The organism is Clostridium bornimense (assembly GCF_000577895.1).
Lineage (GTDB): Bacteria > Bacillota > Clostridia > Clostridiales > Clostridiaceae > Clostridium_AN > Clostridium_AN bornimense.
The window spans coordinates 685,590-711,020 of record NZ_HG917868.1 but is presented as its reverse complement, the minus strand read 5'-3'; the positions used below and the strand labels follow the sequence as shown (position 1 = coordinate 711,020).

The 25,431-nt window shown below is 46.7% G+C and carries 28 protein-coding genes; all 28 read right to left on the bottom strand.

Annotated elements, in window-relative coordinates; all coding sequences use genetic code 11:
• Positions 1-50: 50 nt before the first annotated feature.
• The 28 genes from CM240_RS03150 to CM240_RS03015 all read right to left on the bottom strand — a co-directional run bounded on the left by CM240_RS03150 (position 51) and on the right by CM240_RS03015 (position 25,414).
• Positions 51-1,445 carry a hypothetical protein gene (locus tag CM240_RS03150; RefSeq protein WP_242838488.1) on the bottom strand — a complete coding sequence of 465 codons (1,395 nt, stop codon included), beginning with the start codon at positions 1,443-1,445 and terminating at the stop codon, positions 51-53.
• A gap of 5 nt (positions 1,446-1,450) precedes the next feature.
• Positions 1,451-1,675 carry a hypothetical protein gene (locus CM240_RS03145; protein ID WP_044036375.1) on the bottom strand — a complete coding sequence of 75 codons (225 nt, stop codon included), beginning with the start codon at positions 1,673-1,675 and terminating at the stop codon, positions 1,451-1,453.
• 165 nt (positions 1,676-1,840) lie between these two features.
• Complete coding sequence (locus CM240_RS03140) at positions 1,841-3,406, bottom strand: recombinase family protein (RefSeq protein ID WP_044036373.1); 1,566 nt, start codon at positions 3,404-3,406, stop codon at positions 1,841-1,843.
• Positions 3,399-3,824 (bottom strand): recombinase, encoded by a 426-nt coding sequence (locus CM240_RS03135; protein WP_044036372.1) that lies wholly within the window; start codon positions 3,822-3,824, stop codon positions 3,399-3,401. The genes CM240_RS03140 and CM240_RS03135 overlap by 8 nt, the downstream gene beginning before the upstream one ends.
• Entirely contained in the window at positions 3,824-5,386 is a 1,563-nt protein-coding gene (locus tag CM240_RS03130) for a recombinase family protein (protein ID WP_044036370.1), read from the bottom strand. Before CM240_RS03130 ends, CM240_RS03135 begins: the two co-directional genes overlap by 1 nt.
• A gap of 60 nt (positions 5,387-5,446) precedes the next feature.
• Positions 5,447-5,662 (bottom strand): SHOCT domain-containing protein, encoded by a 216-nt coding sequence (locus tag CM240_RS03125; RefSeq protein WP_051483658.1) that lies wholly within the window; start codon positions 5,660-5,662, stop codon positions 5,447-5,449.
• Between the two features lie 129 nt (positions 5,663-5,791).
• The gene (locus tag CM240_RS17945) at positions 5,792-6,736 is read right to left on the bottom strand and encodes an N-acetylmuramoyl-L-alanine amidase (protein WP_044036368.1); all 945 of its coding nucleotides are present in this window, start codon (positions 6,734-6,736) and stop codon (positions 5,792-5,794) included.
• Position 6,737: 1 nt separating this feature from the next.
• Positions 6,738-7,160, bottom strand: coding sequence for a phage holin family protein (locus CM240_RS03115; RefSeq protein WP_044039687.1), 423 nt, complete (start codon positions 7,158-7,160; stop codon positions 6,738-6,740).
• Between the two features lie 75 nt (positions 7,161-7,235).
• Positions 7,236-9,704 (bottom strand): glycosyl hydrolase family 18 protein, encoded by a 2,469-nt coding sequence (locus CM240_RS03110; protein WP_242838487.1) that lies wholly within the window; start codon positions 9,702-9,704, stop codon positions 7,236-7,238.
• Positions 9,701-10,264 (bottom strand): hypothetical protein, encoded by a 564-nt coding sequence (locus tag CM240_RS03105; RefSeq protein ID WP_044036366.1) that lies wholly within the window; start codon positions 10,262-10,264, stop codon positions 9,701-9,703. Before CM240_RS03105 ends, CM240_RS03110 begins: the two co-directional genes overlap by 4 nt.
• A complete protein-coding gene (locus CM240_RS03100; protein ID WP_044036364.1) occupies positions 10,257-10,454 on the bottom strand; it encodes a hypothetical protein in 198 nt (65 codons plus the stop codon). Before CM240_RS03100 ends, CM240_RS03105 begins: the two co-directional genes overlap by 8 nt.
• An 11-nt stretch (positions 10,455-10,465) precedes the next feature.
• Positions 10,466-12,991, bottom strand: a complete 2,526-nt coding sequence (locus CM240_RS03095; RefSeq protein ID WP_044036362.1) for a phage tail spike protein — start codon at positions 12,989-12,991, stop codon at positions 10,466-10,468.
• Between the two features lie 4 nt (positions 12,992-12,995).
• The gene (locus CM240_RS03090) at positions 12,996-13,772 is read right to left on the bottom strand and encodes a distal tail protein Dit (protein WP_044036360.1); all 777 of its coding nucleotides are present in this window, start codon (positions 13,770-13,772) and stop codon (positions 12,996-12,998) included.
• A gap of 16 nt (positions 13,773-13,788) precedes the next feature.
• Complete coding sequence (locus tag CM240_RS03085; protein WP_044036358.1) at positions 13,789-16,344, bottom strand: phage tail protein; 2,556 nt, start codon at positions 16,342-16,344, stop codon at positions 13,789-13,791.
• Between the two features lie 206 nt (positions 16,345-16,550).
• The gene (locus CM240_RS03080; RefSeq protein ID WP_044036356.1) at positions 16,551-16,934 is read right to left on the bottom strand and encodes a hypothetical protein; all 384 of its coding nucleotides are present in this window, start codon (positions 16,932-16,934) and stop codon (positions 16,551-16,553) included.
• A gap of 14 nt (positions 16,935-16,948) precedes the next feature.
• Complete coding sequence (locus CM240_RS03075) at positions 16,949-17,545, bottom strand: major tail protein (RefSeq protein ID WP_044036354.1); 597 nt, start codon at positions 17,543-17,545, stop codon at positions 16,949-16,951.
• 3 nt (positions 17,546-17,548) lie between these two features.
• Positions 17,549-17,890 (bottom strand): hypothetical protein, encoded by a 342-nt coding sequence (locus CM240_RS03070; RefSeq protein ID WP_044036353.1) that lies wholly within the window; start codon positions 17,888-17,890, stop codon positions 17,549-17,551.
• The gene (locus CM240_RS03065) at positions 17,887-18,318 is read right to left on the bottom strand and encodes an HK97-gp10 family putative phage morphogenesis protein (protein WP_044036352.1); all 432 of its coding nucleotides are present in this window, start codon (positions 18,316-18,318) and stop codon (positions 17,887-17,889) included. Before CM240_RS03065 ends, CM240_RS03070 begins: the two co-directional genes overlap by 4 nt.
• Positions 18,311-18,646, bottom strand: a complete 336-nt coding sequence (locus CM240_RS03060; protein WP_044036350.1) for a head-tail adaptor protein — start codon at positions 18,644-18,646, stop codon at positions 18,311-18,313. The genes CM240_RS03065 and CM240_RS03060 overlap by 8 nt, the downstream gene beginning before the upstream one ends.
• 1 nt (position 18,647) lies before the next feature.
• Positions 18,648-18,959 carry a head-tail connector protein gene (locus tag CM240_RS03055; protein WP_044036349.1) on the bottom strand — a complete coding sequence of 104 codons (312 nt, stop codon included), beginning with the start codon at positions 18,957-18,959 and terminating at the stop codon, positions 18,648-18,650.
• Positions 18,960-18,976: 17 nt separating this feature from the next.
• Positions 18,977-20,179: a phage major capsid protein gene (locus CM240_RS03050; RefSeq protein ID WP_044036347.1), complete on the bottom strand. Its 1,203-nt coding sequence runs from the start codon at positions 20,177-20,179 to the stop codon at positions 18,977-18,979.
• 6 nt (positions 20,180-20,185) lie between these two features.
• Complete coding sequence (locus CM240_RS03045) at positions 20,186-20,914, bottom strand: head maturation protease, ClpP-related (protein WP_084485358.1); 729 nt, start codon at positions 20,912-20,914, stop codon at positions 20,186-20,188.
• On the bottom strand, positions 20,811-22,175 hold the full coding sequence (locus CM240_RS03040; RefSeq protein WP_044036344.1) for a phage portal protein: 1,365 nt from the start codon (positions 22,173-22,175) through the stop codon (positions 20,811-20,813). The genes CM240_RS03045 and CM240_RS03040 overlap by 104 nt, the downstream gene beginning before the upstream one ends.
• Before the next feature lie 18 nt (positions 22,176-22,193).
• Entirely contained in the window at positions 22,194-23,798 is a 1,605-nt protein-coding gene (locus tag CM240_RS03035) for a terminase large subunit (RefSeq protein ID WP_044036343.1), read from the bottom strand.
• A gap of 112 nt (positions 23,799-23,910) precedes the next feature.
• A complete protein-coding gene (locus CM240_RS03030) occupies positions 23,911-24,150 on the bottom strand; it encodes a DUF7678 domain-containing protein (protein ID WP_044036342.1) in 240 nt (79 codons plus the stop codon).
• 2 nt (positions 24,151-24,152) lie between these two features.
• A complete protein-coding gene (locus CM240_RS03025; RefSeq protein WP_044036341.1) occupies positions 24,153-24,332 on the bottom strand; it encodes a DUF5049 domain-containing protein in 180 nt (59 codons plus the stop codon).
• Positions 24,325-24,711, bottom strand: a complete 387-nt coding sequence (locus CM240_RS18250; protein ID WP_044036339.1) for a DUF4314 domain-containing protein — start codon at positions 24,709-24,711, stop codon at positions 24,325-24,327. Before CM240_RS18250 ends, CM240_RS03025 begins: the two co-directional genes overlap by 8 nt.
• The gene (locus CM240_RS03015) at positions 24,695-25,414 is read right to left on the bottom strand and encodes a hypothetical protein (protein WP_044036337.1); all 720 of its coding nucleotides are present in this window, start codon (positions 25,412-25,414) and stop codon (positions 24,695-24,697) included. Before CM240_RS03015 ends, CM240_RS18250 begins: the two co-directional genes overlap by 17 nt.
• Positions 25,415-25,431 lie beyond the last annotated feature (17 nt).

Sequence of the window (25,431 nt, the reverse complement as noted above, 5' to 3'; positions counted from 1 at the left end):
TTTGTAACAAGAAAAAAATTTCATATCCTCACTCAGAAGATGTCCTACTATTATTTCTTCGAATATAATAGCAAACGCCATGTATCGTGCAGGCTTTCCCTTTTATCATCGCCTGTTTGACTTGCATTTTCAGATTCTTTTTGTAGAACTCCTGCCAATCCTTCCACTTCAATCACTTCATCACTAGAGTGCTCACCCAAATCCTGTATAGTATCTCTAACCCAATCTTTCAGTTCACTATAATATTCTTTTGCTAAAGAAGGATTTGTTGAATGTCTGCTTGGCAACCACTTATCATGAGCAGGAGTTTCCATTTCTCTAAAGAATTCATTTAATTGCTTGCCTTCCATTTCCAATATACCAGAAAAAGAAATTAATCTAGAAATATTACCAAGGTCAAAAATTTTCATTCCTGACGATCTAGTAATAAGAATCTTACGGTTAAGTTTTTCTGTTGGATCAACTAGCACTCTCAATCTAAGTTGTCCCATCCCATGAAAATCTTTCACGAATTCCTTTGTATCTACTCTCGTTAGTACCTGATGAAACCAATACGCATTTCTTATCTCCTTTTGATACCGTCCTATATAACATTCTAAAGTGCTATTATCTATTGTATTATTACCAACGGTAACACTTAAAAGTTTTCTATTAATCGACATCAAAAAGTTTTCTAAAATTTCGCAGATAACTTCCTTTTCCCATTGATATCCGCCATTGAATCCATAGACAAAAACATCTGTGCCGACTTCACTTCTTTTTTTTATTTTGTCCAATTCGTATATTGAGTTTACAGGCAAATTTCCATCTTTATTGCCATAATAACCAAATCCCGTTGTCATTGTGTGAACGGTGTCTGCTAGATTCTCCGGAAAAGATATAAAACGTGCCATTCCTTGAGCGGCAGTTTCATTTTCTTCATTTAAGGTTCTATAGAAAACTAATCTATAATCAGAATTACAAAAAGGAGCATTTTTTCCTATACCAAATGCACCAGCTTTATCTCCGCTTTTTGTTGCCCCTCCATCTAATTTAGTAAGGGAATTCCATCCCTCATCACTATCACCATATGGATCTTTTAACCCTGTAGTATTATAATCACTTATCCTTAAAACATATGAAGAACTCTTATTTATCGCATTTAAAGCCTTTTTCAAATAACTGATCGTTTTCTCGCTTTTTTTGGTAGTCCAGTATTCATTTGCCTTTTTTATATTAGATGCGTAGTCCGTATAACCTGGAATATCATTTGAATTAATTGTATATCTTTCAAATTCTACTTTTACTCCTGTTGTACTTCCTTCAACATTAGCGTCAAGCGAATTCTGGCATATTTCTCTAGCAAGTGATTGAATTTCCGCACCTGTAAAAGTCTCAATACCTGCATCTGATATTCCTCTGACTTGACCACAACCGTTATTAGGAAAATTCCACATTGAACCCATTTTTATCACCTCAGTTTGAATTTACTTTCTTTATTACTTGTATCTTGATATTTGCTCTTGCAAACCTTTAATTCTTGCTCAATTGCAGTAAATATTTTTTTTACATCTTCATCCGTATATTCATAAGTGGCTGTACTCGAACAATTACCTAAAAGTCTAATCATGTCTATTATCTTATTAGTTCTTGATTCTGCTACTCGTACAAATTTCTCGTGTTTTGTTTCAGCCATAGATATATCCTCCTCAATCACTTTCTTAATTATACAACTGTTTTAGATATATTTCAACATTATTTTTCAAATAATTACATTATAACAAAAATATTTTTAAAATAGTTTACATATAAAACAAAAAACACCCTGCATTTCTGCAAGGTGCTGACCGTTGATATTTTCTTATCTCTCCGCATCCACGCTCATGCCGGATTTAAACTCAACCGTGAATTTATCCTGATGAACCGTTATTTTTTCAATCATTCGTCTAACCAAGGTTTCATCGTATGCTTCAATCTGTCCTGTCTGCTCGGCAAGGAACTGTTGCATCTCAGAAATGCGTTGCTTCAAGGCTTCTCGTTCTGCACTATCTGCCATAACATTAAGTTTTTGCTCCCGAAGATTGTCTATATTATCAGCAAGATCTTCGTAATCCAACTTTGAATTGGCTCGCCTAAGAAGTTCCTGCTGTTGTTCTTCCAGTTTGGCATCGATACTTTCCATTGAATTTTCATCTTCCAATGCAAGCACCATTGCTATATTCTCTTCCAAAACGGCAAGCATATCATCCTTTCCGCCGAGTGCCATATTGATTGCCTTTACCACAGCATTCTGCAATTCCGATTCCTGCACGGTTGGTGCATCACAGCAGTCGGGACCATGCTCCACACGGTTTACGCATCGCCACACCGTGGAGTGTTTTCCACGGTTGTTCCAAGCAATCCTGCGATAAATGTCTCCGCATTTTGAACAATACACAATGCTGGAAAGTGCATATTTGCTGCTGTAAACCCGTTTCTTCCGATTCGCTCCACTGTGAAGATTGGCTCGTCTGAGCATCTCTTCCTGCACCTGCATATAAATGTCACGAGGGATAATCGCTTCGTGGCTGTTCTCTACATAATACTGTGGAACGATGCCGTTATTTTTTACTCGCTTTTTGGTAAGAACATCTACGGTATAGGTCTTTTGCAGAAGGGCATCACCGATATACTTCTCGTTTTTCAGAATTTTCTTCACTGATTCCGGACGCCACTTTGGTTTTCCTGCACCCGTTAAAATTCCATCCTCCATCAATCCGTCTCCGATTTGCTTTAAACTTGCCCCCTGCAAGTATTCACGATAAATTCGTTTGACGATTTCTGCCTCGGCAGGCTCTATGATGAGATGTCCATCTTCGTCTTTTGTATATCCCATAAATCGATTATGATTGACCTGCACCTCGCCATTCTGGAATCGGAATTGCATCCCCATCTTTACATTCTTGCTTAAGGATTCTGATTCCTGCTGTGCAAGGCTGGCCATGATGGTCAGCAGAACCTCGCCCTTGGAATCCATAGTGTTGATATTTTCCTTCTCAAAAAATACAGGAATATTCTTTTCCTTTAATTGTCTTATATATCGAAGGCAGTCAAGGGTATTACGGGCAAATCTGCTGATGGACTTTGTAATGATCATATCAATATGACCTTCCATACATTCAGAAATCATGCGGTTGAACTCCTCACGCTTTTTGGTATTGGTGCCGGATATACCATCATCAGCAAATATACCGGCAAACTCCCATTCCTCATTTTTCTGTATAAAATTGGTGTAATGCTCCACCTGTGCATCATAACTGGTAGCCTGCTCATCGCTGTCGGTACTGACACGGCAGTACGCTGCGACCCTGAGCTTCGGCTTTACTTCTTTGTTTACTGTATTTCCCACACGCTTTCGTGCTGGGATAACTGTTATACTCTTATTCACTCATCGCCACCTCACTTTCAATCAAGCTGTAAGCATATTCTGCCTGTGAAAATGGATCTGCAAATTTTCTCTCAGCAGACGGCATGGTAAACCTTGTATCCGCCACAGGCTTTTGTGCAGCCTGCAGTTCTCTGACCCTGCCCAAGGAAGATGCTCTCGATATTCGGATTTCTTCCGCCTTATCAAAACGCTTTCTGTCGATAATGGCAGGATAATATTCATCGCCAAGGTAATGCGTGTTTCTTAGCATTCTCCCTGCACTGCCATGATAAATATCAAGACCCGCATTCTCTGCCGCAGGCTTTAATCCAAGTCCTGCAATGTAGCCATCAAACAGCTTTATGACTACCTCAGCCTGTTTTTCATCAACCTCTGCTTTTCCATTTACAATCTTATATCCGTAGGGTATATGTGCCATTATCCCACCAACCTTTCCTTTAATTTCAGTCCACACTTCAGTTCAAAGACGATTTCTTTTCTGGAAAGCACTGTAATCCCTTCTACATAGGAAAGGAATATCTCATCCGAATATTCCGTCAGCATCTCACTGCCGGATGCAAATTTTATAAGTGTCTCCAAGGCTTCAATCTTTGTCCTGTCACCGCTGACGGAATTTATCATTTGTTTCTTTTCTTCCTGCAAATGCTTCTCTTCCAAAATCAAAGCATTGTTTTCTTTACTGAAAAGTGCCGGCTCTAACAATCCGCTTGCCATAAGGCTCGTCAGTACCTGCCTTTGCTCCATATTCTTTTCCAGCTTTGTTTCATATTCTTGTATCTGCAAAAGCCTGTCCTTATCATCAAATCCCTGCAGGCTGTGAAGAAGCGGTTTTAGTACCCTCTGATGGGCAAATATCAGTTTATTCATCATGGTAAGGAATGCTGCTTTTATCCCATCATCCGTAATGTACTTCATAGAACAGGAATTCCTGTCCTCAATGTGTTGGGTGCAACACCAAGCAATATAACTTCCACTCGGTTTATAGTGGATTCTTCTTTTAAAGACTCCGCCGCATTCTCCGCACTTGATTCTGCCTGAGAATCCGTAACGGTTCTGATAGCGTTCGGTTCGCTCTCCATTGCCTTTTTCTCTGCCGCGCTGATTCAGAACCTCGTTTGCCTTGTCAAAAATCTCATGGCTTACAATCGGCTCATGATGATTTTCACACAGATATTGATTTAACTCGCCATCATTGGTATGGCGGCTGAATTGGCTGTCCGTATATGTCTTTTGAAAAATCACATCGCCTGTGAATTTTTCATTGCGGATAATCGCATTGATGGCTCCGGGAGTCCATTTTCCACCTTTTTTACTTGTCACTCCACAGTCATTCAGTTCCTTTGCAATGGCATGAGTGCTTTTCCCAGCAAGCGTATACTCGAATATCTTTTTTACAATCTCTGCCTGCTCCGGTACAACAATCATTTCTCCGCCTACATTTTCATATCCATAAGGCGGATAGGAAATAATATAGGTTCCATTCTGAAAGCGTTTCTGTATTGACCATTTGCTGTTTTCAGAAATAGAAACCGACTCACTTTCTGCAAGACTGCTTAAGATAGAAAGCATCAACTCACTTTCCATGCTTTCTGTGTTAATGTTCTCTTTCTCGAAAATCACGGTAACCTTCAGACCAATCAGCTTTCTTACCAGTTCCAAACAGTCTGTGGTATTTCGGCTGAAACGACTGATGGACTTTGTAATGACCAAATCCACAAGCCCTTTTTCGCAAGAATCTATCAGGGAATTCAAACCGTCACGGCACTCCTTTTTCGTGCCTGTGATACCTTCATCGTAAAATATCCCTGCATAATCCCAGTCGACATTGGATTTGATATAATCCTCATAATGTGCTTTCTGCGTATCAAGACTGATAAGCTGTTCATCGCTTGCCGTGGATACTCTGCAATAGGCAGCAACGCGGGTTTTCTTCTTAACCGATAAGGCTTTATTTTCTTCAATTTTTGTTATCCTTTTCATCAACTCACCTCGCTTTCGGTATGGACATATTCCCGTAGAATCGCTGATATAGCAAGTCATTTAGGGCATAATCTCAGATAAATATGGAGAGAAAGTTTGACGGTTTCTTTCGCTTATTTTGTTGAATTCATCCACGGAAATCATGCCGAACATAAACATGGTTTCCAAGACTTTCTGCGCCCTGTAATAATCATATTCCTTCTGCAATTCTTCCTGCGTAATCTCATGTGCAACGGCATTTGGTATCTTAAAATTCTCAATTCTCTGTACTTCCATTTCGATTCCTCCAATCATTCAACAGTGGAAATGTTTCCTCTGCCTATATGCGAAAAGACAGGCTGAATCGAACCCCCTTAAAAGCAAAAAATAATGCCCTTCAAGGAAAAATCCTCAAAGGGCATCGTCTTAGTTCGGAATCTTCAGTTTCCAACCGCTATAAATCACATTGGAAGTCAGTCCGTTCAGCTTTTTAATTTCGGTGTATCTTGCACCTTTACCAAGATACTGCTCGGCAATCTCCCATAAAGTGTCTCCCTTGACCACCGTATGGATACGGTAATCCGGCTCGGTAGTTTTATCCGCAGGGTAAATGGCAGTTCCATCATTGGCAAAAACAAAAGTGCCGGGGTTCTTATCGGCAGCTGCCTTTGCGTTGGTAAGAATACGATACGCACCTACCTGGGATTTGCTGTCCTTCCATGTCTTACGCACACGGTAATAACCGGATGTCAGCTTTTCGGGATAGGTCACCACAGGCTCGGCAGTATCTTCGGTGTCCTCCTTGGTATCGGCAGCAAGCAGAGCCTTTACCTCGGCACGGAAAGTATCCATGCTCTTGCCGTGTTTCGGAAACCAGTGCATCACATCTCCGTGGTTGGATGCAACGCCCTGTTTATAACCCTCACTGTGACAGATGATGTTCTGCTCGGTCAATCCGTACTCCTTACAAAGGTAGGCACAAAGTTCTACAGCCTCACGGTACACCTTCTTAAAGTAGGCATAATCCGTAAGACCGTCCTCGCAGATTTCAAAACCGATATGAGTATTGTTTGCACTGCCTCCGGCGTGCCATCCACGATGATTCCAAGGGAGTGTCTGATAGGTTGCGATAGTGCCGTCAGCCAACTTGCCGATAAAGGCATGAACGCAGACCTCTCTTCCTCCGGGATGATAAGTGTTCCAGTGATTGCCATACTGGTTTTTGCCAAGCAGACCATCGTCGGGACCCACATAGCGTTTCAGATTAGGGTTGTTGGCACCCGTGGAATGAACCATGATGCCTTTGACCGTGATTTTCTTACCTGCCTTGTAGCAGGCATTTTCCGTTAAAATAAGTTTGTGTAAATTCATGTTACTTTCCCTCACTTTCCGTATTTTCTGCACGGTTATGAAGTTGCTCCAAGATTTCCTTCATCTTCTCCGGAATCGGCAAACCAAGATGGGATGCGTTTTCCAAAAGGCTGACACCTTCATTGGAGATGTAGAAGAAAATAACCGCCGTTCTCAGCACACTGCCGTCACCGATGACATTGGCATCCAGGATGTGTGCCACGCCGACCATCGCAAAAATCAACACTTTTCGACAAATGCCCTTAAATCCGACCGAACTGGAAAGGTTCTTGTCCACCACAGCACACATGACTCCCGTGATATAATCCACAACCACGAAAACAATCAGTGCGTAAAGCAGACCGTCAAACCCACCGAGAAACCAGCCGAGCCAACCACCGATGGCGGCAAAGATGATTTGAATGGTGTTCCATAAATCCTTCATAGTTAAATCCTCGCTTTCATAATTTTTTGTATGCAAAAAGGGCACCCACCACATTGGCAGATACCCTTAAAGCCGTTATTCAGTTTGCTTGGGCAGCCATTCCCAGATACGCATATCCTCCTGCCCAAGGGACCACATACACATCCCTCGCAGTTTCCATCGGTATGCTGCCTGGTTCGCCCAATAGATCAGGCTGTCCACATCCTGATAATACAGAATAGAAAAGCCGTCTGAATCCCCAAGGAACAGTCTGGAAATCCATATATTGATATCCCTTGGGATGATTTTTGCCGTGTAGTCATTGCCACACTCCAAAGCCATCACATGGGAATGGTAGAACTCATAGTCCAGGGAGATACTTTCATCCCTTGTGGACGATTCCTCCACATCGGAAGTCAGCGTGAATACCTGGAACTCCTCATCCCATGTACAGTTGCTTCGCTCAATCCTGCCATAGGAAGTTTCCGTTCCATCCGGCATTACCACATCGAACCTCTCATACGGTTCATACGTCCAGGCATCACCCAATCGGAGCAACTGACAGTTTACCTTGTTATCGGAGCGTATGCCTGCATAACCGCTGACATCACTGACCGTTGCCGTAAATCGCAGTGTGTTGGATGCAGAGGAATATACACGCACCTTACTGCCACGCTTACGCATTTCAATGGTATAAACATTCGGGTTGCTGCGAAGGTCTGCCTTTGCTGTTTTGGAAAAACTGGTGGCATAACTACCTTTCAGCGTAGAACCCTCATACAACTCAACACGCTGACTGTCATAGTTATAACAGCAGAATAATGAGCCAAGGAAAATTCCCGCTTTGCCTCCACCATCTTCCGGGAAGATAATCTGCGCCCTCAGATGAATATCCGAAAAACTACCGTAATTCCACGCAAGCTGACCGTAACCCTCAAGCTGTGAATACGGTCGGTTTGCCGTGCTGTCCGGGTCTTGCCATACATCCCACTCACCGGAGAGAACCGTCCAGTAGCTTTCCGGTATTTTTTCTTCATCACGGAAGTCCTCATACCACACAAGAGCCGAGTCAGGCTTTCGGCGGAGCATCTCAAGTGTCAGCTTGAACCCTGTCGCAGGACCCACCATATCTCCGTTCACGTCTTTGAACTTTCGTGGAGCAAGGGTGTATTCCGCTTCTCCCGCCGTAGGTTCTTCAGAAAAATTGGTACATACACGGAAACCATAAAACTGCACACCGTTTACACCGACAGAAATGGTCAGCGTATGCTCTCCCGCAGAAAGGCTCACTCCCTTGGCAAGTGTCGCCCAGAAGGTAGTTCTCCAATACGGCCACCACAGACGGCTTTCCGAAAAATGCACGGTGTCACCATCCAGTGATGCGTAGATGCTGTTTTTATCCCAGAACGGGTAACACAAACGAACCGCTACATCATAAGTTCCTGCCTCATGAATCTTAAATTTGTAGGTAGCTGTACCCTCATCACCCAAAGTGACCAGTGTTTTCGATACCGAAACCACACCGCCGTAGCTGTCCGGCTCGGCATCGTGGTCAATGATGATATCTCCGAATTTGGTATGCTGCTGTTTTGCATAAGCGGTCAGATATCGTCTGCGGTTATAGGTTTCAGTCATTAGCGGATAAGAATAATCCGTTGCATCTCTTCCTTCCATATAATCGTACACGTGAGGCAATGCCCACGGTCCCATATCGTAATCGTCCCAATAAGAAACTATCGGAATGAATGGCTGCGGAGGTGCATCATCGGTAAAATTGTAAATGCCCTGCATCCAGTATTTCGCTGCATAATAAGTGTTGGATGTACCACGGTAATATTTGCCCAGGTTCTCCGGTGTATCATATATCTGCCAGTTCCAACCATAGGCAGGCATACCAAGGAATACCTTGTCGGGGTTCATCACTTTTGTTGCATAATCGTAAATGCCCTCAAGCCAACTTCTCGGAGAAACAGGGCCAGGTGCAGAACCCGCCCATGCCATACCATAGCTCATGATGGATGCCGTATCGCAATATTTATCCAAATCCCCATATACGCACCAGTTTTCTCCACCGACTGAGCCATTAACCGAGGTCATACCCGGCAGGCAGATATTCATCTCCTTGGTGGAATCGTATGCTTTTACGGTTTCATAAATATGCTTGAACATAGCTGTGGACGCTGCGTGAGTGGAATAATCATCACCCTTTTCAAGGTCAATATCCACACCATTACACCACGGGTACTTTTCCATAATACGGACAAGTTCCGAGCAGAATTTATCCTGTGCACCGTTTGTATTATCACGAAGTGCCTTGAAAATAGAATTAGCTCCATCATTTGCAACGGTAAGCAACCATCGAATGTGTGGCCATTTATTGATATAGGTCATCATACTGCTAATGGTTACACCACTTTCCGTAATTGTTCCTGTCCTGTCTACCTTAAAAGAAAACAGACCGATGGTATCAATGCGGTCACCGTAATTACGGAGTGCTTCATACATACGGGCATTACCCATGAATGTCCACACCATAATGCGTTTGCCTTTGAGTTTATCCCTCAAATCGATACACCTCCATCCGTCATTTCCTGTAATTCAAAAAGCACCCTGGCAGACTTACCGTCCTCCAAGGTGACCTTGTGCTTGGAATCCCAAGCCGCACTGTATTGATAAAAACCCTCTTTCGGCTCTGTGACGCCATTCTTTGTGCATTCCCTAACAGAAGCAAGTAAAGCCAGATCATCTTCTGCTGCCATTGCATTGGGAAATCTGACATTCTGACCTCCCACGCCTTGGGAAAGCTGCACCGAACCTGCCGTCATATCGCATTTCGGATAAATATGAATATCCAATCCTCCGGAGGTTTCTCCAAGGTTACAGACAATCACAGTTTCCGCAGAACGTACCACACCGTTGAACCATACCTTAGAGCCTTTCACAAGTCGACTCTCCGTGTGTGGCACATATCCTGTCAGTGCCGGTCCCTCTTGCAGCATGAGGTCGGTAAACCAAATTGTGCCGGAGCAATTCGTGATGGTAGGTTTCACGGTAACGCTCACAACACGCATATCCTGCTTTTTGTTGATGACCTCTGCCAAACGGATAAATACTGGTTTAGCCATCAAGCACCCACTTGATTTCGCAGGGATGACCTACCCATCCCGTGGCAACCGAACCCGGCTGCAGCAATAGGTCTGTAATATAAAAAGTGCCTGTGCAGTTAGTAACGCACACACGCACAGTAATAGATTTCACTTTGGAGAAGTAACTTTCAGGCGTTATCTTCTCCGATGTTTTAGAAAAATAAGCCATAAACACCTCCATCAGTAAAGGTCAATGAATCGGGTTTCAGTGCTGCCGTCCTCATATTCAATGACCACTTCAATGCCGACCTGTGCATCATCGGACAGCTTTTCCAGATCCTCCGATGCAATCTGCGCCGACAGTGTATAACTGCTACGGTTGGAAGGATACACGGTCTGATATAGACTTTTCGTCATTCCGGCAACACCTTCTGCCTTAAAGGATGCCGTACCGGACGCACCGTTTTCTCCATCCGCCTCAAAACCGGAACTTACCCAATAGGCAAGACCGTCATCTGCACGGGAATTTCGCAGATGATTGAATGGCACAAGTTCTCGGATATCATTGTTTGATACCATGCCTGTGCCTTCCAGTGCATCAGCAATAGTATCAATGGAACTAACCGAGCTGCCCAGGTTCTTAAGCGTAGTAGAAAGTTCCAATACTGTATTCCAAGGCTCCTGCAGATTGTACTCTCGGCGCACAATACGGGTAGTGACCGATAATCCCAAATCCTTATCTTCCACACGGACATAATCGCCTAAATTCCAAGCCTCATGCTCATAGCCTGTCAGAACAGACAAATCCATCGCATTCAGCACATAGGACACGGTCGGCTTGCAGTATTCAGCAAGGCGCATAGCCGTGTATTCCTTCATCTGATACGGATTTGTAAAAGAGGAACAATCCAGTGTGCTAATACGGATTTCGGAGGAATATGTGAAGTCCTCAAGGTACGCCTTTCCATTATTGATATCGGCAAATGTCATGCCGTTGGCACCGACCGCATAAAGTCTTGTTACAAGGGAGCGGGTGTCCACCACTCGCTCGATGCTTTTCATATTCTTTTTATAGGCAAACAGGGCACCGCTGTCTTTGCCGTTGACCGTAAGCAGATGCACCAGTCGGTTCGGACAGTCAAAAACAAGGTCGCCGCCGTGAAGATTGGCAACGCTGCGTAAGATGGAAAGTGCGTTTTTCTCCGAACTCGTCCAGGTACGTTTGGAAGTCACATTGACCGTTCCCACACTCCACTCGGTATCAGCAAGGGCATACGCCATAGCCACATCCGCCATTTCCGCATCAAACTTCTTTTCTTCCTTACGGACAGAAAAAGTAAGGTCATAAAACTCCGCCTCGGCATACACCTGCGTTACCGTGTTTCCGGTGCTGTCCTTCACATCCGTAATGGTACGCACCTTATACACATCATCTACGATTTGGATTTTCTTTTCGTTTTCCAGATACTTTCGTTTGCTGTCACGGAACGGAATGGAAAAAGTCAGCGTGTCCTCGCCGTTGATTTCGCCCGTTACGATGATATCGTAGGCATTCTCCAAAATGGCCTCCCACGCACCGTTATCATCAAGCACCACAGGACGGGCATAGCCGATTTTCTCATAAGGTGCTTTCGGAATGTCATAAAGACGGATATCGATGAGTTTCGGTGTCTTGGAAGTATCCGAAGTGGTCAGCGTTACCTTAAAACGGATATAGTTTCTGTTTGGAGATTGCAGCTTACCGTCCGTTCCGACTAAAACCCAATCGCTCCAATCCACAAGGTCATCACTGGTGGAAGTTTCCACCGAGGCGATTGCCGTTGTGCCTGCGATGTATTCGCTTGTATAGGAAACCCTGCCTGTACCAGAAAGATTGCACTCTGCCGCCTTGGTATAAAGCACACCGCTTTCGGGATAAACGCTGTCGGTTGCCTTTAGTGTCACACCACTTGCATCGGTCAGAGCATCCACATCCGAAGAACTGTCTGCACCGTTACAGAGGATGGTGGCGTTGAAATAATCCACCAGATCATCTGCGGTAAGCGGCGAATCACAGTCCAGGAACCATTCATCAAAGCCACCTGCGTAATAATAGGTGTCGGCGTGCATACCGATAACAAGGTCAGCCGTGCAGGAACGGTTCAATTCTCCACCGATTGTCAAAACTTCGGATTTCCATACCGTACCGGAAGAACGGTCACCAACAACATAAGTGAACTTCTTGTTGTACGGCTCAATAACTCCGGCAATGAAATACCACTTGCCATTCTGCAAAGAGAAAGATGGCGTTACGGTCTTATCCAAAATAAGACTGCCGGAGGAATTATAAAGCATAATTCTCGGCTTGCCGGAATACAGAGACAGATAGAAAATCGGCTGTCCCGGACCGTAACGGGTATTGAATATCGGACAGAATGTATTGCCTACGGAATAAGTGGTAGGACACATCCAACCGCCCACGATGATACGCTCACCAAGGTTTGCAAAAATTGTGCCGTCATTAGTCACCTGCAGGTGGGTTTTCTCCGTAGTCGGATTATTGATATTAAAGCGAATCTGACGCCCTTTCGGACTTTTACTAAGATTGGCGGTTGTGCCACTCCAATTTACAACAGTAAAGTTGCGTCCATAACCGGAAGAGTCGGCAAGCGCCGTATCCTCATCCGGTGCAGACTCGTTGAAACGCCACAGACCAGAGGCAGCATACTCTGCGGGAAATTCACCCGTGAAATCCGTCTGTTTATTCAGAATTGTTTTCAAAGACATACCATCACCTCCATCTGCTCTTGGCACCAATCTGTAATTCTGTCAGCGTGGCATTGCTTACTTCCACGGTGACCGTGTTATCTCCGACAGCCAGTGTCGGAAAGTTCAACTCCTGCAAATATGGCAGACCGTTACGGAGCGTTTCTCCGTTTTCATCCACCACATAGGCGGTCATTTTATCAGTATCCACAACAAGGGTTTCTCCCTCGGAAAGCGTAGCGTTTACGATTTTCAGTTCCGAGCCGTTTGTGGTAATGCTGATATAATTGCTTGCCCCTGCAGTAAGCACACCCTCAATGCGATACACAGGCAGTGACTCAATGTTTCCAATAGTTCTTGTAATAGTGTGAACTCCTTCTTCCACAATGGAGAAAGTTTCATCTGTAATGGCATATCCGAACGGGTCAGGGCAGAAAAACTTCAATTCAAAACTGCCCGCCGAGCGGATGAGCCTTTCGCAGTCCACCGCATCATTCAGACGCACCATAAAATATCTATCCGGCACATCATCAAGCACAAGCTGACGCAATCCCTGCACAGGGTCAAGCCATGCAGCCACATCATCCAAGGCAGATACCAACGCCGTAAAGCTGTGTTTCGGATAGACATTGCACTGCACCTTTATTTCACGGTAATCGAAGTCTGCTCCGAAATCCGCCACACCGTATTTACCAGGCACGGTGGTGGTAAAGTTTCGAAGTTTACCACACACCTGCCAGGAAGTCAGACGGGCTTTGATGCCCATGCTTGCCGATGTAATATCGTTAAAAATAAACCCCATAGGTCAAAACCCTCCTTTATGCCGTAGTGAAGTGACCCTGCGCACGGGAGCCACTCTGAATCAAGTTATAAAGTTCCTGGGAAATCTTACGGATGTCCTCTTCGCTTCGGACAATCATCTGCTGAATGGTAATCAGCGCACCGTAACCCGTTCCCATACCGGAAGCGGTGTCATTTCGATTGACCGTACCATTTACATTGAAATCCGTAGGCAGTGCCGTGGTCATATCATCCGCAAGGCTCTGCATCACATCATTGATGTCTGCACTCATATTTTCAGCGGCTGCAACTGCATCCTTACCACTGGTATTGATAGCACCTGCCAAGCCTTCCACCAACATCTCACCAATCCATGCCATCTCATCCGAAGGCGAATGGATACCAAAGAAGTCACAGATACCATCCCAAATGGAAGATATCCAACCGGACACCTTATTCCAGAGCCAAGACGCAAGGGACTGGATGCCCTGCCACAAGCCTTTGACAAGGTTGACGCCGACCTGCGCCATTTGGGAGACGCCTTTACTCAAGGCATTCACAATGCCCGTGATAATCTGTGGCACAGCCTTCACGATTGTTGCAATAATGGTCGGCAGATTCTTAATCAGTGAAGTCAGCAAACTGATACCCGCCTGTACAATCTGAGGAATATTGTTGATAACCGCATTGACGATGCCGGAGATGATTTCCGGAATGGCTGCCACAATGGTTGTGATGATTTCAGGCAGTGCCTCAATCAGTGCTACCAACAGGTCAATGCCTGCCTGGATAATCTGTGGAATCGAACCAAGCACCGCCGTGATAATGCCATCAATAATCTGCGGGATAGCCTCCACGATTGCCACGATGATTTCCGGCAATGCAGAAACCAACGAAGTCAGAAGCTGAATACCTACGTCTATGATTTGAGGAATTGCACCAATCACAAAGTCCACAATGGCAAGTATGATGGACGGCAGTGCCTCAATCAGCACAGGAATGGCATCAAGCAGACCTTGAGCAAGACCCATGATAAGTTGAAGTGCTGCATCCAAAATCATCGGCAGACTGTCAATCAAACTCTGCACGATGGTAATGACTGCCTGCACCGCTGTGGGAATAAGTGTAGGGAGTGCCTCGCCGATACCCTGCACAAAGGACATCACTATCTGAATAGCTGCATCAATCAGTAGAGGCAGATTTTCAATCAGCGTATTTACGATGGTCATCAGTGCATCAATTACCACAGGGATGAGTTCCGGCAACATGGTAAGTATGGTGTTAAGCACCTGCGAAAACAGGTCAACTACCGTATCCAAAAGTGTCGGAAGAAGTTCTCCCACAGTTGCTAACAGTGCATTCAGTGCCGTTGGCAAGGCTGCAATGATATTTTCAATGACAGGGGTAATATTGGTCAGCACATCCTGGAACGCATCCACCACATTGTTGCAGAGCATTTCAATGTCTGCATCTGCATTACCGAAACCTACGATAAGGTTATCGATGGCAGCCTTCATGGAGTTCAAAGAACCCTCAATGGTGTGTTCCGCCTCTGCTGCCGTTGCACCCGCCACACCCATGCTCTCTTGAATCACATGGATGGCAGAAACCACATCGGCATAGGAACTGATATCATACTCAATACCGGAAATCGCCTGTGCATCGGCAAGCAGACGTTCCATTTCAGTCTTGGTGCCGCCATAACCGAGTTTCAAGTTGTCCAGCATTGTATAGTTCTGCTTGGCAAATCCCTGGTATGCGTTCTGGATGAGTCCGATATCCGTACCCATCTTATTGGCGTTATCCGCCATATCCGTAATGGCCATATCCGCATACTTTACTGCCGCCTCGGTATCTCCTCCGAGGGAAGAAATAAGGGAGGCAGAAAAAGATGTGACCGTGGACATATAGTCGTTTGCCGACATACCCGCCGTCTTATAGGCGTTGTTTGCATATTCCTGCAGTGTAGCAGAGGAATCCCTAAACAGCGTATCGACACCGCCGACCAACTGCTCATATTCTGCGTAGGATTCAACTACTGCCTTGCCAAGGGAAACTGCGGCGGCAGCGGCAGCCGTAACCACCGCTCCCATTGCCACACCGACACCCTTTAAGACAGAACCGAGGCTTTCAAATTTGCCCTTGTTCTTTTCAGCAGAATCTCCGGCATCGTCCAGTTCTTCGCTCATATCATCGGCACTGTCAGCAACGTCATCCATTTCACGCTCGGCATCATCAAGCGCCGCATTGTTACGGTCGAGTTCACGCTCCATATCATTGAGCGCCGCCGTAGCGTTATTAAGCTGAATCTGCCACTGCTGTGTCCTGCGGTCATTTTCTCCGAAGGACTCGGAGGCATTGGCAAGGGCAGAACGAAGGGTTTCGATTTTCTGTTTCTGTGCCTCGATTTCCTTATTCAGCACCTGATTCCTTGTGGTCAGTGCCTGCACGGAATTATCGTTTTTGTCGAACTGTGAAGTAACAACCTTCATCTCCGACCCCAGAACCTTGAAGGACTGATTGATTTCTGACAGTGCCTTCTTGAATTCTTTCTCGCCCTCAAGACCGATTTTTAAGCCAAAATCATCTGCCACTTCAAACCACCTCCTTCATCAGATTCCGGCAGGAATAATGTCATCAATGAAATATTCCCTCGCAGGCTTCGCAAGCCCGTTATACTGTTTATGGCATTCCCATAAATCCAGGAGCAGACCAAACGGCATCAGCCACACCTCATCCTGTGTCAGATGAAGATGTGCGATGCCGTAATATAAAAGTCGAGTAAATAACTCATCGTCACTTACTCGACCGCCACGTTTTTTGAGTCAGCCTCGCTGACCACATTTCGCTTGGTGCCCTTATACAAAGCCTCGGTAATGGCAGATTTGTAATCAGCCAGATCCAAAGGTGTGGTCAAAAGTTCCACCATCTCCTCTGTAAGGACATCCTTCTTGTTTTCCTTGTTCTTCAGATTGTGGACAAGGATGGACTGATTGGCAAGCAGGGTAATCAGCCACACGATTTCGCCGATAGCCATCTCGAAGTTTTCGGACTTCATCAGCTTATCGCCAAGGTTCTCAAGACCGCCGTAGCGTCCTGCGATTTCCTTTGTTGCCTTGGTAGTGAGGAGCAAAGTATACTCGTCACCGCCGATATTGATAATTGCAGAGCGTTCTTTATCCATGTGTCAAATCCTCCTTATTCTGCGGCCTCGGTAGCATAGGAAGGCTCATATACTTCCTGATACCAGTTTGTGATGATATCTGCTGCAACAGCAGAATCGCCCTCGGTAACCTCTGCCTTCCAAGGATGCTTGTTCTGACCGTCCACTTTGTTACGGCGCAGAATCGTACCCTCGATTGTAGGTGTACTGAAAGTGATGCTGTCACCCTTGGTAGCAAGGTTCGTAGCAGGGATGCCGAACTTCACACGGTAAAGCCAGTAATACTTATATTTGCCGTTGGATTTCTTTGCGCGGAAACCAACAGCCACAGGCTCGCCGCCATCCTCACTTGCAGACACCACAACGCCGTTGGCATCGATGGTCGCACCCGTAAGGTCGGATGCCACAGAAGCACCGATGTCATCCACACCAAGGGAAAGGGTACCGTTCTTAAATTCCTTCACGATTTCCGATGCACCGTCATCTGCATAAAGGGTTGCCTCGGCAAGTTCTACCGAGAGGTCGGCGTTCATAGCCTTTGCCAACTTCACCGGAGTGCCGTAGGTTTCATCCCCGGCATCATCTTCGGTGATTTTGGCATAATACAGTTTGTCAAGACCGATAGTAGCCATTGTTTATTCCTCCATTTCATAGTGTTTCGCCACATCCACGTTGTAATGGAAGTAGCCTGTTTCGGTTTCATAACCGATGTATCTGCGGTCGGTTATGGTAAAATCCGCACCAAGCAAAGCACGGACGATTGCATTTTTGTCTTTGGTGTAGCTGCCTTTGGCATACATAGAAATTCGTGCCTCCTGGACATCATATTCGGGAGTATTGTCGGCATGAAGTTCAAAGCTGTCCGCCATAGGAACTACCACGATATATTTATCCGGAGCCTCGTCCTTAAAGACACCCGTTTCAAGCGGAATGCCTAACGGCTCCAGGGTTGCATTGATATCTGACAGTACACTCACAGCTTTCTGACCTCCTCCTCGAATTTATTCTGCATGGCACTGATACAGGCAGCACGGGATGCTGTTTTCGCAGGTTTCATAAAAGGTTTGGCAGGCTGACCGTGTTTGCCGTATTCGATGATGTTCGCCAGTTTTGCATTGCTGATACCGTCACTGCGGGGTTCGGCAAAACCGACTTTGATGTTGTGGTTGCCGTTCCTGTCCATCTTTACGGCAGACAATCCAAGTGCGCCCTCCAACTCTCCCGTGGAACGGGATTCATATTTTGTGCCGCTGCCTACCACAGAAGAAAGATTGCTCTGTGCCTTGGCAAGGACAATCTCGCCTCCGGCTTCAAGCACCTTCTGTGCAACAGGGTCAAAGTCCGAGCCGAGCCTGGAAATACGCTCCAGAAAGTCCTCCGGCATTTTGATATCCACTTTAGCCACTGGTCGCCACCGCCTTTTTCGCAAGCACCTCCACATACATCCCACGCCCTTTGACATCTTCCACGGACGTAATTTCAAAGCGTCCGTCCTCACAGACCAAAATGTGGTCAGTGGTAATCTCAAGACCGGGAATGACACGGAGGCGGAACAGGTCGGTTGCCTCGGAGAATGCAGCAAGGTTTGCCCAACGCTCACTCCCGTGGCAGCCTTCCCTGTAAACACGGACAGATGCGAGGATTTCATCCACCGTAGCAGAGAAACCCTCGCTGTCCTTTACCTTTTTTGCGATAATGATATCAGCAAAACCGTTCATTTTTCCAAAACTCATATCACACCTTCCAATCTCGGTCGAGCCTGAGAAGAAGGTTGACCGTATTCCATACCTGCTGACCTGCCTGCACATTGTCGGCGAAGAATCCGCCCGTAGAACCGTCCCTTGACTCATAGAAATGTGATGCCAACATAATCACGGCTTGTTCCGTGGTTGCAGGCATCGCATTTTCCGTATAATATCCTGCCTCGATGTGCTGATAGCTTTCCGCATAGGAAACGGCGGCGGTGATGAACCTTTCAATCAGTCCATCATCCACCGAATGCTCCAGTATCAGATTTTCCTTAACCTTCGTCAGAAGTTCGCTCATCACTGCCACCTCCCATCTTAGGCAGTAGCCATAGTGAGCAGTTTTACTGCTTCAGGCAGTACCAACTTGCCGTCCACACGCTCCTTGGCAACAAAGCCGACCATGCCGTTTCCGGCGAAGAGTTCCTTGAGTTCCGCAAAGGAGCGGGTACCACGGTCACCGATGTTGTAGTAGCTGTAGTCACCGAAGGCAATGGCAGGCATACCCGCAGTGATAACAGGGAAATAAGGGGAAGTATGCACCTCATAACCCAAGAGTCTGCCAGGTTCTCCCGCCTGTACGGAATCCTGCCAGAGGTAACGGCCGTTCTTGTCAGTCAGCTTACGGATGGCAGCCAAAGTCTGGTCATTGCAGATGAACTTGGCATTCTTGCGGTAAGGACGCTTAAGGGAGTACACAAGGTCGATGAGTTCATCGGCAGTGATATCCGTTGCAGATGCAGCAGTCACACCGATTTCTGCTCCGCCGTCGGTAGCAAGCAGACCCAAAGGCTGACCCACGCCGGTACCGTTGAGGAAGGCATCCTCTTCCGCATTGGCGAGTGCCTTTGCAAACTGACGGAGAATATACTTCTCAAGACCGAATGCGTTGTCATACAGAAGTTCCTCAGTTACCTTAACGGCAACATGGAGCTTGTGGGCATCCAGATTAATCTGGGCGAATTTTGCATCACCCCAAGTGAGTTCCTCACCCTCGTCAATCCACGCAGCCGCAGGCTTAGTGGCAGCGATGTTGATTTTACGCTCACCGCTGGTAGTGATGGTGTGGCCCAGCTTACGGAAGATGTTCTCTTCCTCCAATGCCTCAATCAAACGGGAATCGTACTCTTCGGGAACAAGGTAACCGCCGTCAGCATCAATGCCCTCGGACAAAACATTGCTGACCTGTCGGAAGTTGGTACGAAGAGCCTTGAGCATACCGTCCTTGTAGGCATCAGAAGCACGTCCGGTCTTTGCCTTCTGACCGTCCATAGCCTTGCCGTTCATAGGCTTTTCAGTGATGGGAGTAGAGGTAGGTTTGGAAAGCTGTGCATCCATAGCTGCCATCGCCTCCATACGCTCAATTTCAGCACCGAAGTCCTGAACCTTCTTCTCCATCTGTGCATAGGTCTTTTCATCCTCATCGGAAAGCAGACCGTCCTTGTCGCGCTTGGTTTCCACAAATGCCTTTGCAGCCTCCCAAGCCTGGTTACGCTTTTCGCGCAGTTCATTGATAGTCATAATAAATTACCTCCAATTTTTGATAAGATTTAGCCTGTCCATAAGGTCATCGGCTTTGGTTTTTCTGGTTGGTTCGGATTTAATTGCACACTTGGCGGCAACCTTATCCATCAGTGAATTGACCACATTTGCTTTGGAATAAAGCATGGATACCTGTGGCACATCCACTTCGTCCGTGGCAGTCCTTTGCATGATTTCATCAGCAAAGCCAAGTTCCACGGCCTTGTTTGCGTCCATCCATGTTTCCGCATCCATGAGGTGGGACAGCTTTGTACGGGACAAGCCTGTCTTAATCTCATAGGCATTGATGATGGAATCCTTAACGCTTGCGAGCATATCGATGGCTTTCTGCATTTCGCCGGAATCACCGAAAGTAACCGTCATCGGATTGTGAATCATCATCATGGATACCGGGGACATCAGCACCTTGGTGCCTGCCATTGCAATCACGGATGCTGCGGAGGCTGCAATGCCGTCAATCTTGACCGTGACATTGCCCTTGTAATCCATCAGCATATTGTAGATCTGGGCAGCCGCCACGCAGTCACCGCCGGGACTGTTAATCCACACGGTAATATCGCCGGAGCCTGCCATCAGTTCATCCTTGAAAAGCTGTGGAGTGACGTCATCGTCAAACCAGCTTTCTTCTGCGATTGTTCCGTTCAGAAATAGTGTCCTCGCCTTCGGCATCGTTTCCGTCTGTGCCTGGTTCTTCCACTTCCAGAACTTCTTCATCGGGGTTTTCCTCCTTTCCGTCATTGTCGGTTGTATTTGCAAAAGCACCCGCGTCTTTCAGAGGGAGCATATTGCCGTTGATAAGGTAAAGGTCGCCGCCTTCTTCCGTAGGAATACGGTCGAGGTTTTCCAGTTCACGGATATCGTTTGCAGACATCCAACCATTCTGGCGACCAATGGCGTAGCCGTTCATACGGCTTTGGTAATCGCCACGGAGCAGACCTTCCAGATTGAACTTCACGAAATAACGCACCTTTTCATCGTGGGATAAAAGCGCCCTCTGAATGGACTGCTCCCAACGGATAACCCACGGGTCAAGGGTGTACTTTACAAATTCCAAGGACTGCTGCTCTATATTAGAAAAGCTCGACTTCTCAAGGTCGCCCACCATATGGGGAGGTACTCTGAAAATTCGAGCAATTTCATTGATTTGGAACTTCCTTGTTTCAAGGAACTGTGCCTGCTCCGGAGAAATGGAAATCGGTGTGTACTTCATTCCTTCTTCGAGGACAGCCACTTTATTGGAATTGGAACTGCCACCAAAGGCAGCCTGCCAACTCTCTCTGACCCTCTGCGGGTCTTTGATGGTGCTTGGGTGTTCCAGTACGCCACCCGGCGTTGCACCGTTAGCAAAGAACTTGGCACCGTATTCCTCGCAGGCAATCGCCATACCGATGGCGTTCTTTGCCATAGCGATGGGACTGTAGCCGACAAGACCGTCAAACCCAAGACCTGGAATATGAAGCACATCGGAAGGCTGCAGGGTTACTGCAAATTCCATATTTTTAATAGCCTCATCGGGACCACGGTAATAGGTGTAATAGAGATGTCCGTTTTCATCCCTGTCCACACTCATCTTGTTTGGCATCAGAGGGTAAAGTGCCACCACCTCGTTTTTACCGTTACGGATAACCTGTGCGTAGGCATTGCCCCACAAAAGCAGATGGGTCATGAGTGTCTCTCGGAACACGAAAGAACTCATTTCCGGATTCGGCTCATCGTGGAGCAGTCGGTAAAGCGGATGGTCGATGGCTTTTTCCTTGCCGCCGTCATCGTTATATTTGTAAAGATGCAAAGGCAAGCCTGCCACTGCTTCTGCAAGGATACGGACACAGGAATACACTGCCGTCATCTGCATGGCAGAACGCTCGGTTACTGCCTTGCCGGAAGTTGTGCCGCCCATATAAAAGGTGTAGGCACTGCCCGCAGTTCTGTTTTCGGGCTTATCTCTCGACTTAAACATTCCCGTAAAAATACCCATATCAAATCACGCTCCTTCCTAAATAAACAAAATGCCACGGTCATCGTAAACCGAAGCACTGTTGGTGTTGCCACAGCGGATTGCACGGTCGAGTGCCATAATCGTGGCAACGGCACCGTCAATCTTTTCTGTGGATTTGGCTTTATCTGCTTTGATGTTTCCGGCAGGGTCAGTCTTGATGTAGATGTTATCCATCATCCACCTAAGAACCGGATGCCCGCCGTGAGCCAGTTTTTTCTCCATCGCAAGTTTCATCAGTTCCTTGGTCGGAGGGGACATATCTTTATAGCCCTGTCCGAAAGGCACTACCGTGAATCCCATGCCCTCAAGGTTCTGCACCATTTGAACAGCACCCCAACGGTCATAGGCGATTTCACGGATGTTGTATTTCTCACCCAGGGACTCGATGAATTTCTCGATGTATCCGTAATGGACTACATTGCCCTCGGTAGTCATAAGCAAGTCCTGTCGTTCCCAAATGTCATACGGCACATGGTCACGGCGGACACGCAGGTCGATGTTATCTTCCGGTATCCAGAAATACGGCAGAATGATATATTTATCATCCTCGTCTTCCGGTGGGAATACCAACACGAATGCCGTAATATCCATAGTGCTTGAAAGGTCAAGTCCACCGTAACAGACACGGCCTTCCAATTCGGATTTGTCGGTAGGAAATGCACAGGCATCCCACACCGCCATCGGCATCCAACGGACAGCCTGCTTTACCCACTGATTCAACCTTAACTGACGGAAAGCGTTCTCTTCGCCTGGGTTCTGCTTTGCCTGCTCACAGGCTTGCTGCACCTTATCGATACCGACCGTCACACCAAGAGATGGATTTGCTTTCTTCCATACTTCTGGGTCAGTCCAGTCATCATCGTCCTTTGCACCGTAAATCACAGGGTAGAAGGTAGGGTCAACTTTACGACCCTCAATAATATCCTTTGCTTTCTGATGGATTTCGTAGCAAATGGACTGTGTATCATTTCCCGCAGTGGTGATTAGGAAGTAAAGTGGCTGCATTCTTGCGTCACCGGAACCCTTGGTCATAACATCAAACAGTTTTCTGTTCGGTTGGGTATGCAGCTCATCAAAAATGACGCCGTGGGTATTGAAACCATGCTTGTTTGCCACATCTGCCGACAAGGCCTTGTACTTACTGCCTGTGGGATTGTAGGTCATGGTCTTTTGGCTTGCCTGGATGGTCATCTTATTTTTAAGCAGTGGACTTCGCCTTACCATTTCCAAAGCAACATCAAATACAATTCGTGCCTGGTCTTTATCCGCAGCACAGCCGTACACTTCTGCACCCGGCTCAAAGTCAGCACACAAAAGATACAACGCCACTGCCGCCGCCAGTTCCGATTTGCCTTGTTTCTTTGGGATTTCGATATAGGCTGTGTTGAACTGCCTGTATCCGTTTGGTTTTAGGACACCGAAGATATCTCGAATAATCTGCTCCTGCCAGTCAATCAGTTCAAATGGCTTTCCATCCCATGTACCTTTGGTGTGACAGCAGAATTTTTCGATAAAGCATACTGCGTGGTCGGCGGCATCCTTATCGTAATAACTGCCCTCCGCCATAAAGCGGGTTGGCTTATAGTTTTTCAGTTTTCTCAAATGCCGTCACCTCCTCAAAAATGGCATAAAAAATAGCCGCCACCATATTCGGTGCGACTTTGCGTATACGAGGAACAGAGCATCTCGGCTCCGTCCTGCCTTTACAGGATTTTTAATTGTGTTCGTTCAGCAAAATGCAAAGGGCAAGGTTTGCTTCTTCGGTTGCTGGCTCGATGTCCCAACCTCTGTCATAGTTGGCAATGACCTCACCATTCAGTTTCAGCATCAGCTTGCTGATTTTTCCGCCGTTGATACCGAACTGGCTGCCTTCCTCATAAACCTTTATCCAGTAGTGGACTGCCTTGTAACCGCCGTCCTTTTGCGGGATGCCGATTGTTCCTTCTTTCCACATAGTCAGTCCTCCATTTCGCCCGTCAGAATAAAGTGGGTGTATTCCTTACGGTGTTCCTCAAGGTATACCACCAATTCGTAAAAATGCATCTCATTGGCAATGTACTGCACCATCGGAACATCAAACATATTGGTGCGTCCGGTTGCTCGGATGGCGAGTATCTGTTCCTTGATTTTATTCATCGGTGCAGACCTCCTTGCCCATAAGCAGTTCAGTGTAAATCTTGGTATAGCGTTCACACTCGCTGCCCTCTGACCCTGCAATGGCACGAAGGTAGAAGTCGGCAGCCTCTTTTCTGCTGTCCCAAACCTCGGTGCTGCCGTAGCAGGTAATGGTCACTGCATCCAGTTTTCGACAATTATCGACACCATACACCACATTCAAGCCGGAGCCTGTATCCCATCTGACCATGATGGAGGCTGTGTCATCCACACCTCTGACCGTACCCTTTGTTCCAACCGGAGGCGCCTGCTCATCATCCATTTGGACGAGTTCCACACGGCATCCAACAGGATAGGCTTTTCTTACACGCTCAACCGTTTCTTTATTCGGAAATCTCATTCTTGGCACCTCCTTTGAAAGCACTGCTGCCGGAAAGATTGCGGAGCAGGATTTTTCTCTCGGTTTTGTATTCGTTTCCGATAAAACCGAGGCGAAGGAGAAAACAGCGGAATGCGTATTTTTCATTGTCCACCGCTTTTTCCGTAGCGTTGATGCGTTTCTGATTTCGGCTCATCTCACAAAGGGCTGCAATGAAATGGCTGTAAGCCTTGACCTCGTCTGCATCCAGTCCCTCTCCAAACCAAGGGAAGGAAACCCTGTCCTCGCCGATTTCGATTGGTGTTGCGGGAATGCCCAAGGCTTTCTTTATAAGGCCCCCCTTGGCATCCAGAAGGTTCGTAAGATTTCCGACCGCCACCTTATCAAGGGGAATCGCCACCGTAAGCCCCACCGTTTCGCCCTGTGGTTGTTCGGCGGGTTCTTCGGCCGTTTCCTCGGCTCTTGCATCAAGCCAAGCCTGCGCCATTTCTGCGGGAGCTGCGACAAAGCCTTTGTCGGCAAGGCTCTCAAGCAACTGCTCGATTTCCTCGCTGTCGGCTCTGTCATCAAACTCCACTGCACCGTCTTTGGTTACCGTGAAATAATCCACCTCGTAGTTCAGGCTCGGCACACCCAGGTATTTCGGTTTTACATTCAGAATGTCTGCCATTGCCGTAACCAGTGCCTTGCGGTCGCTGCCTGTTACATTAAATTCAAATCTCATCGTGTGAGTACCTCCTT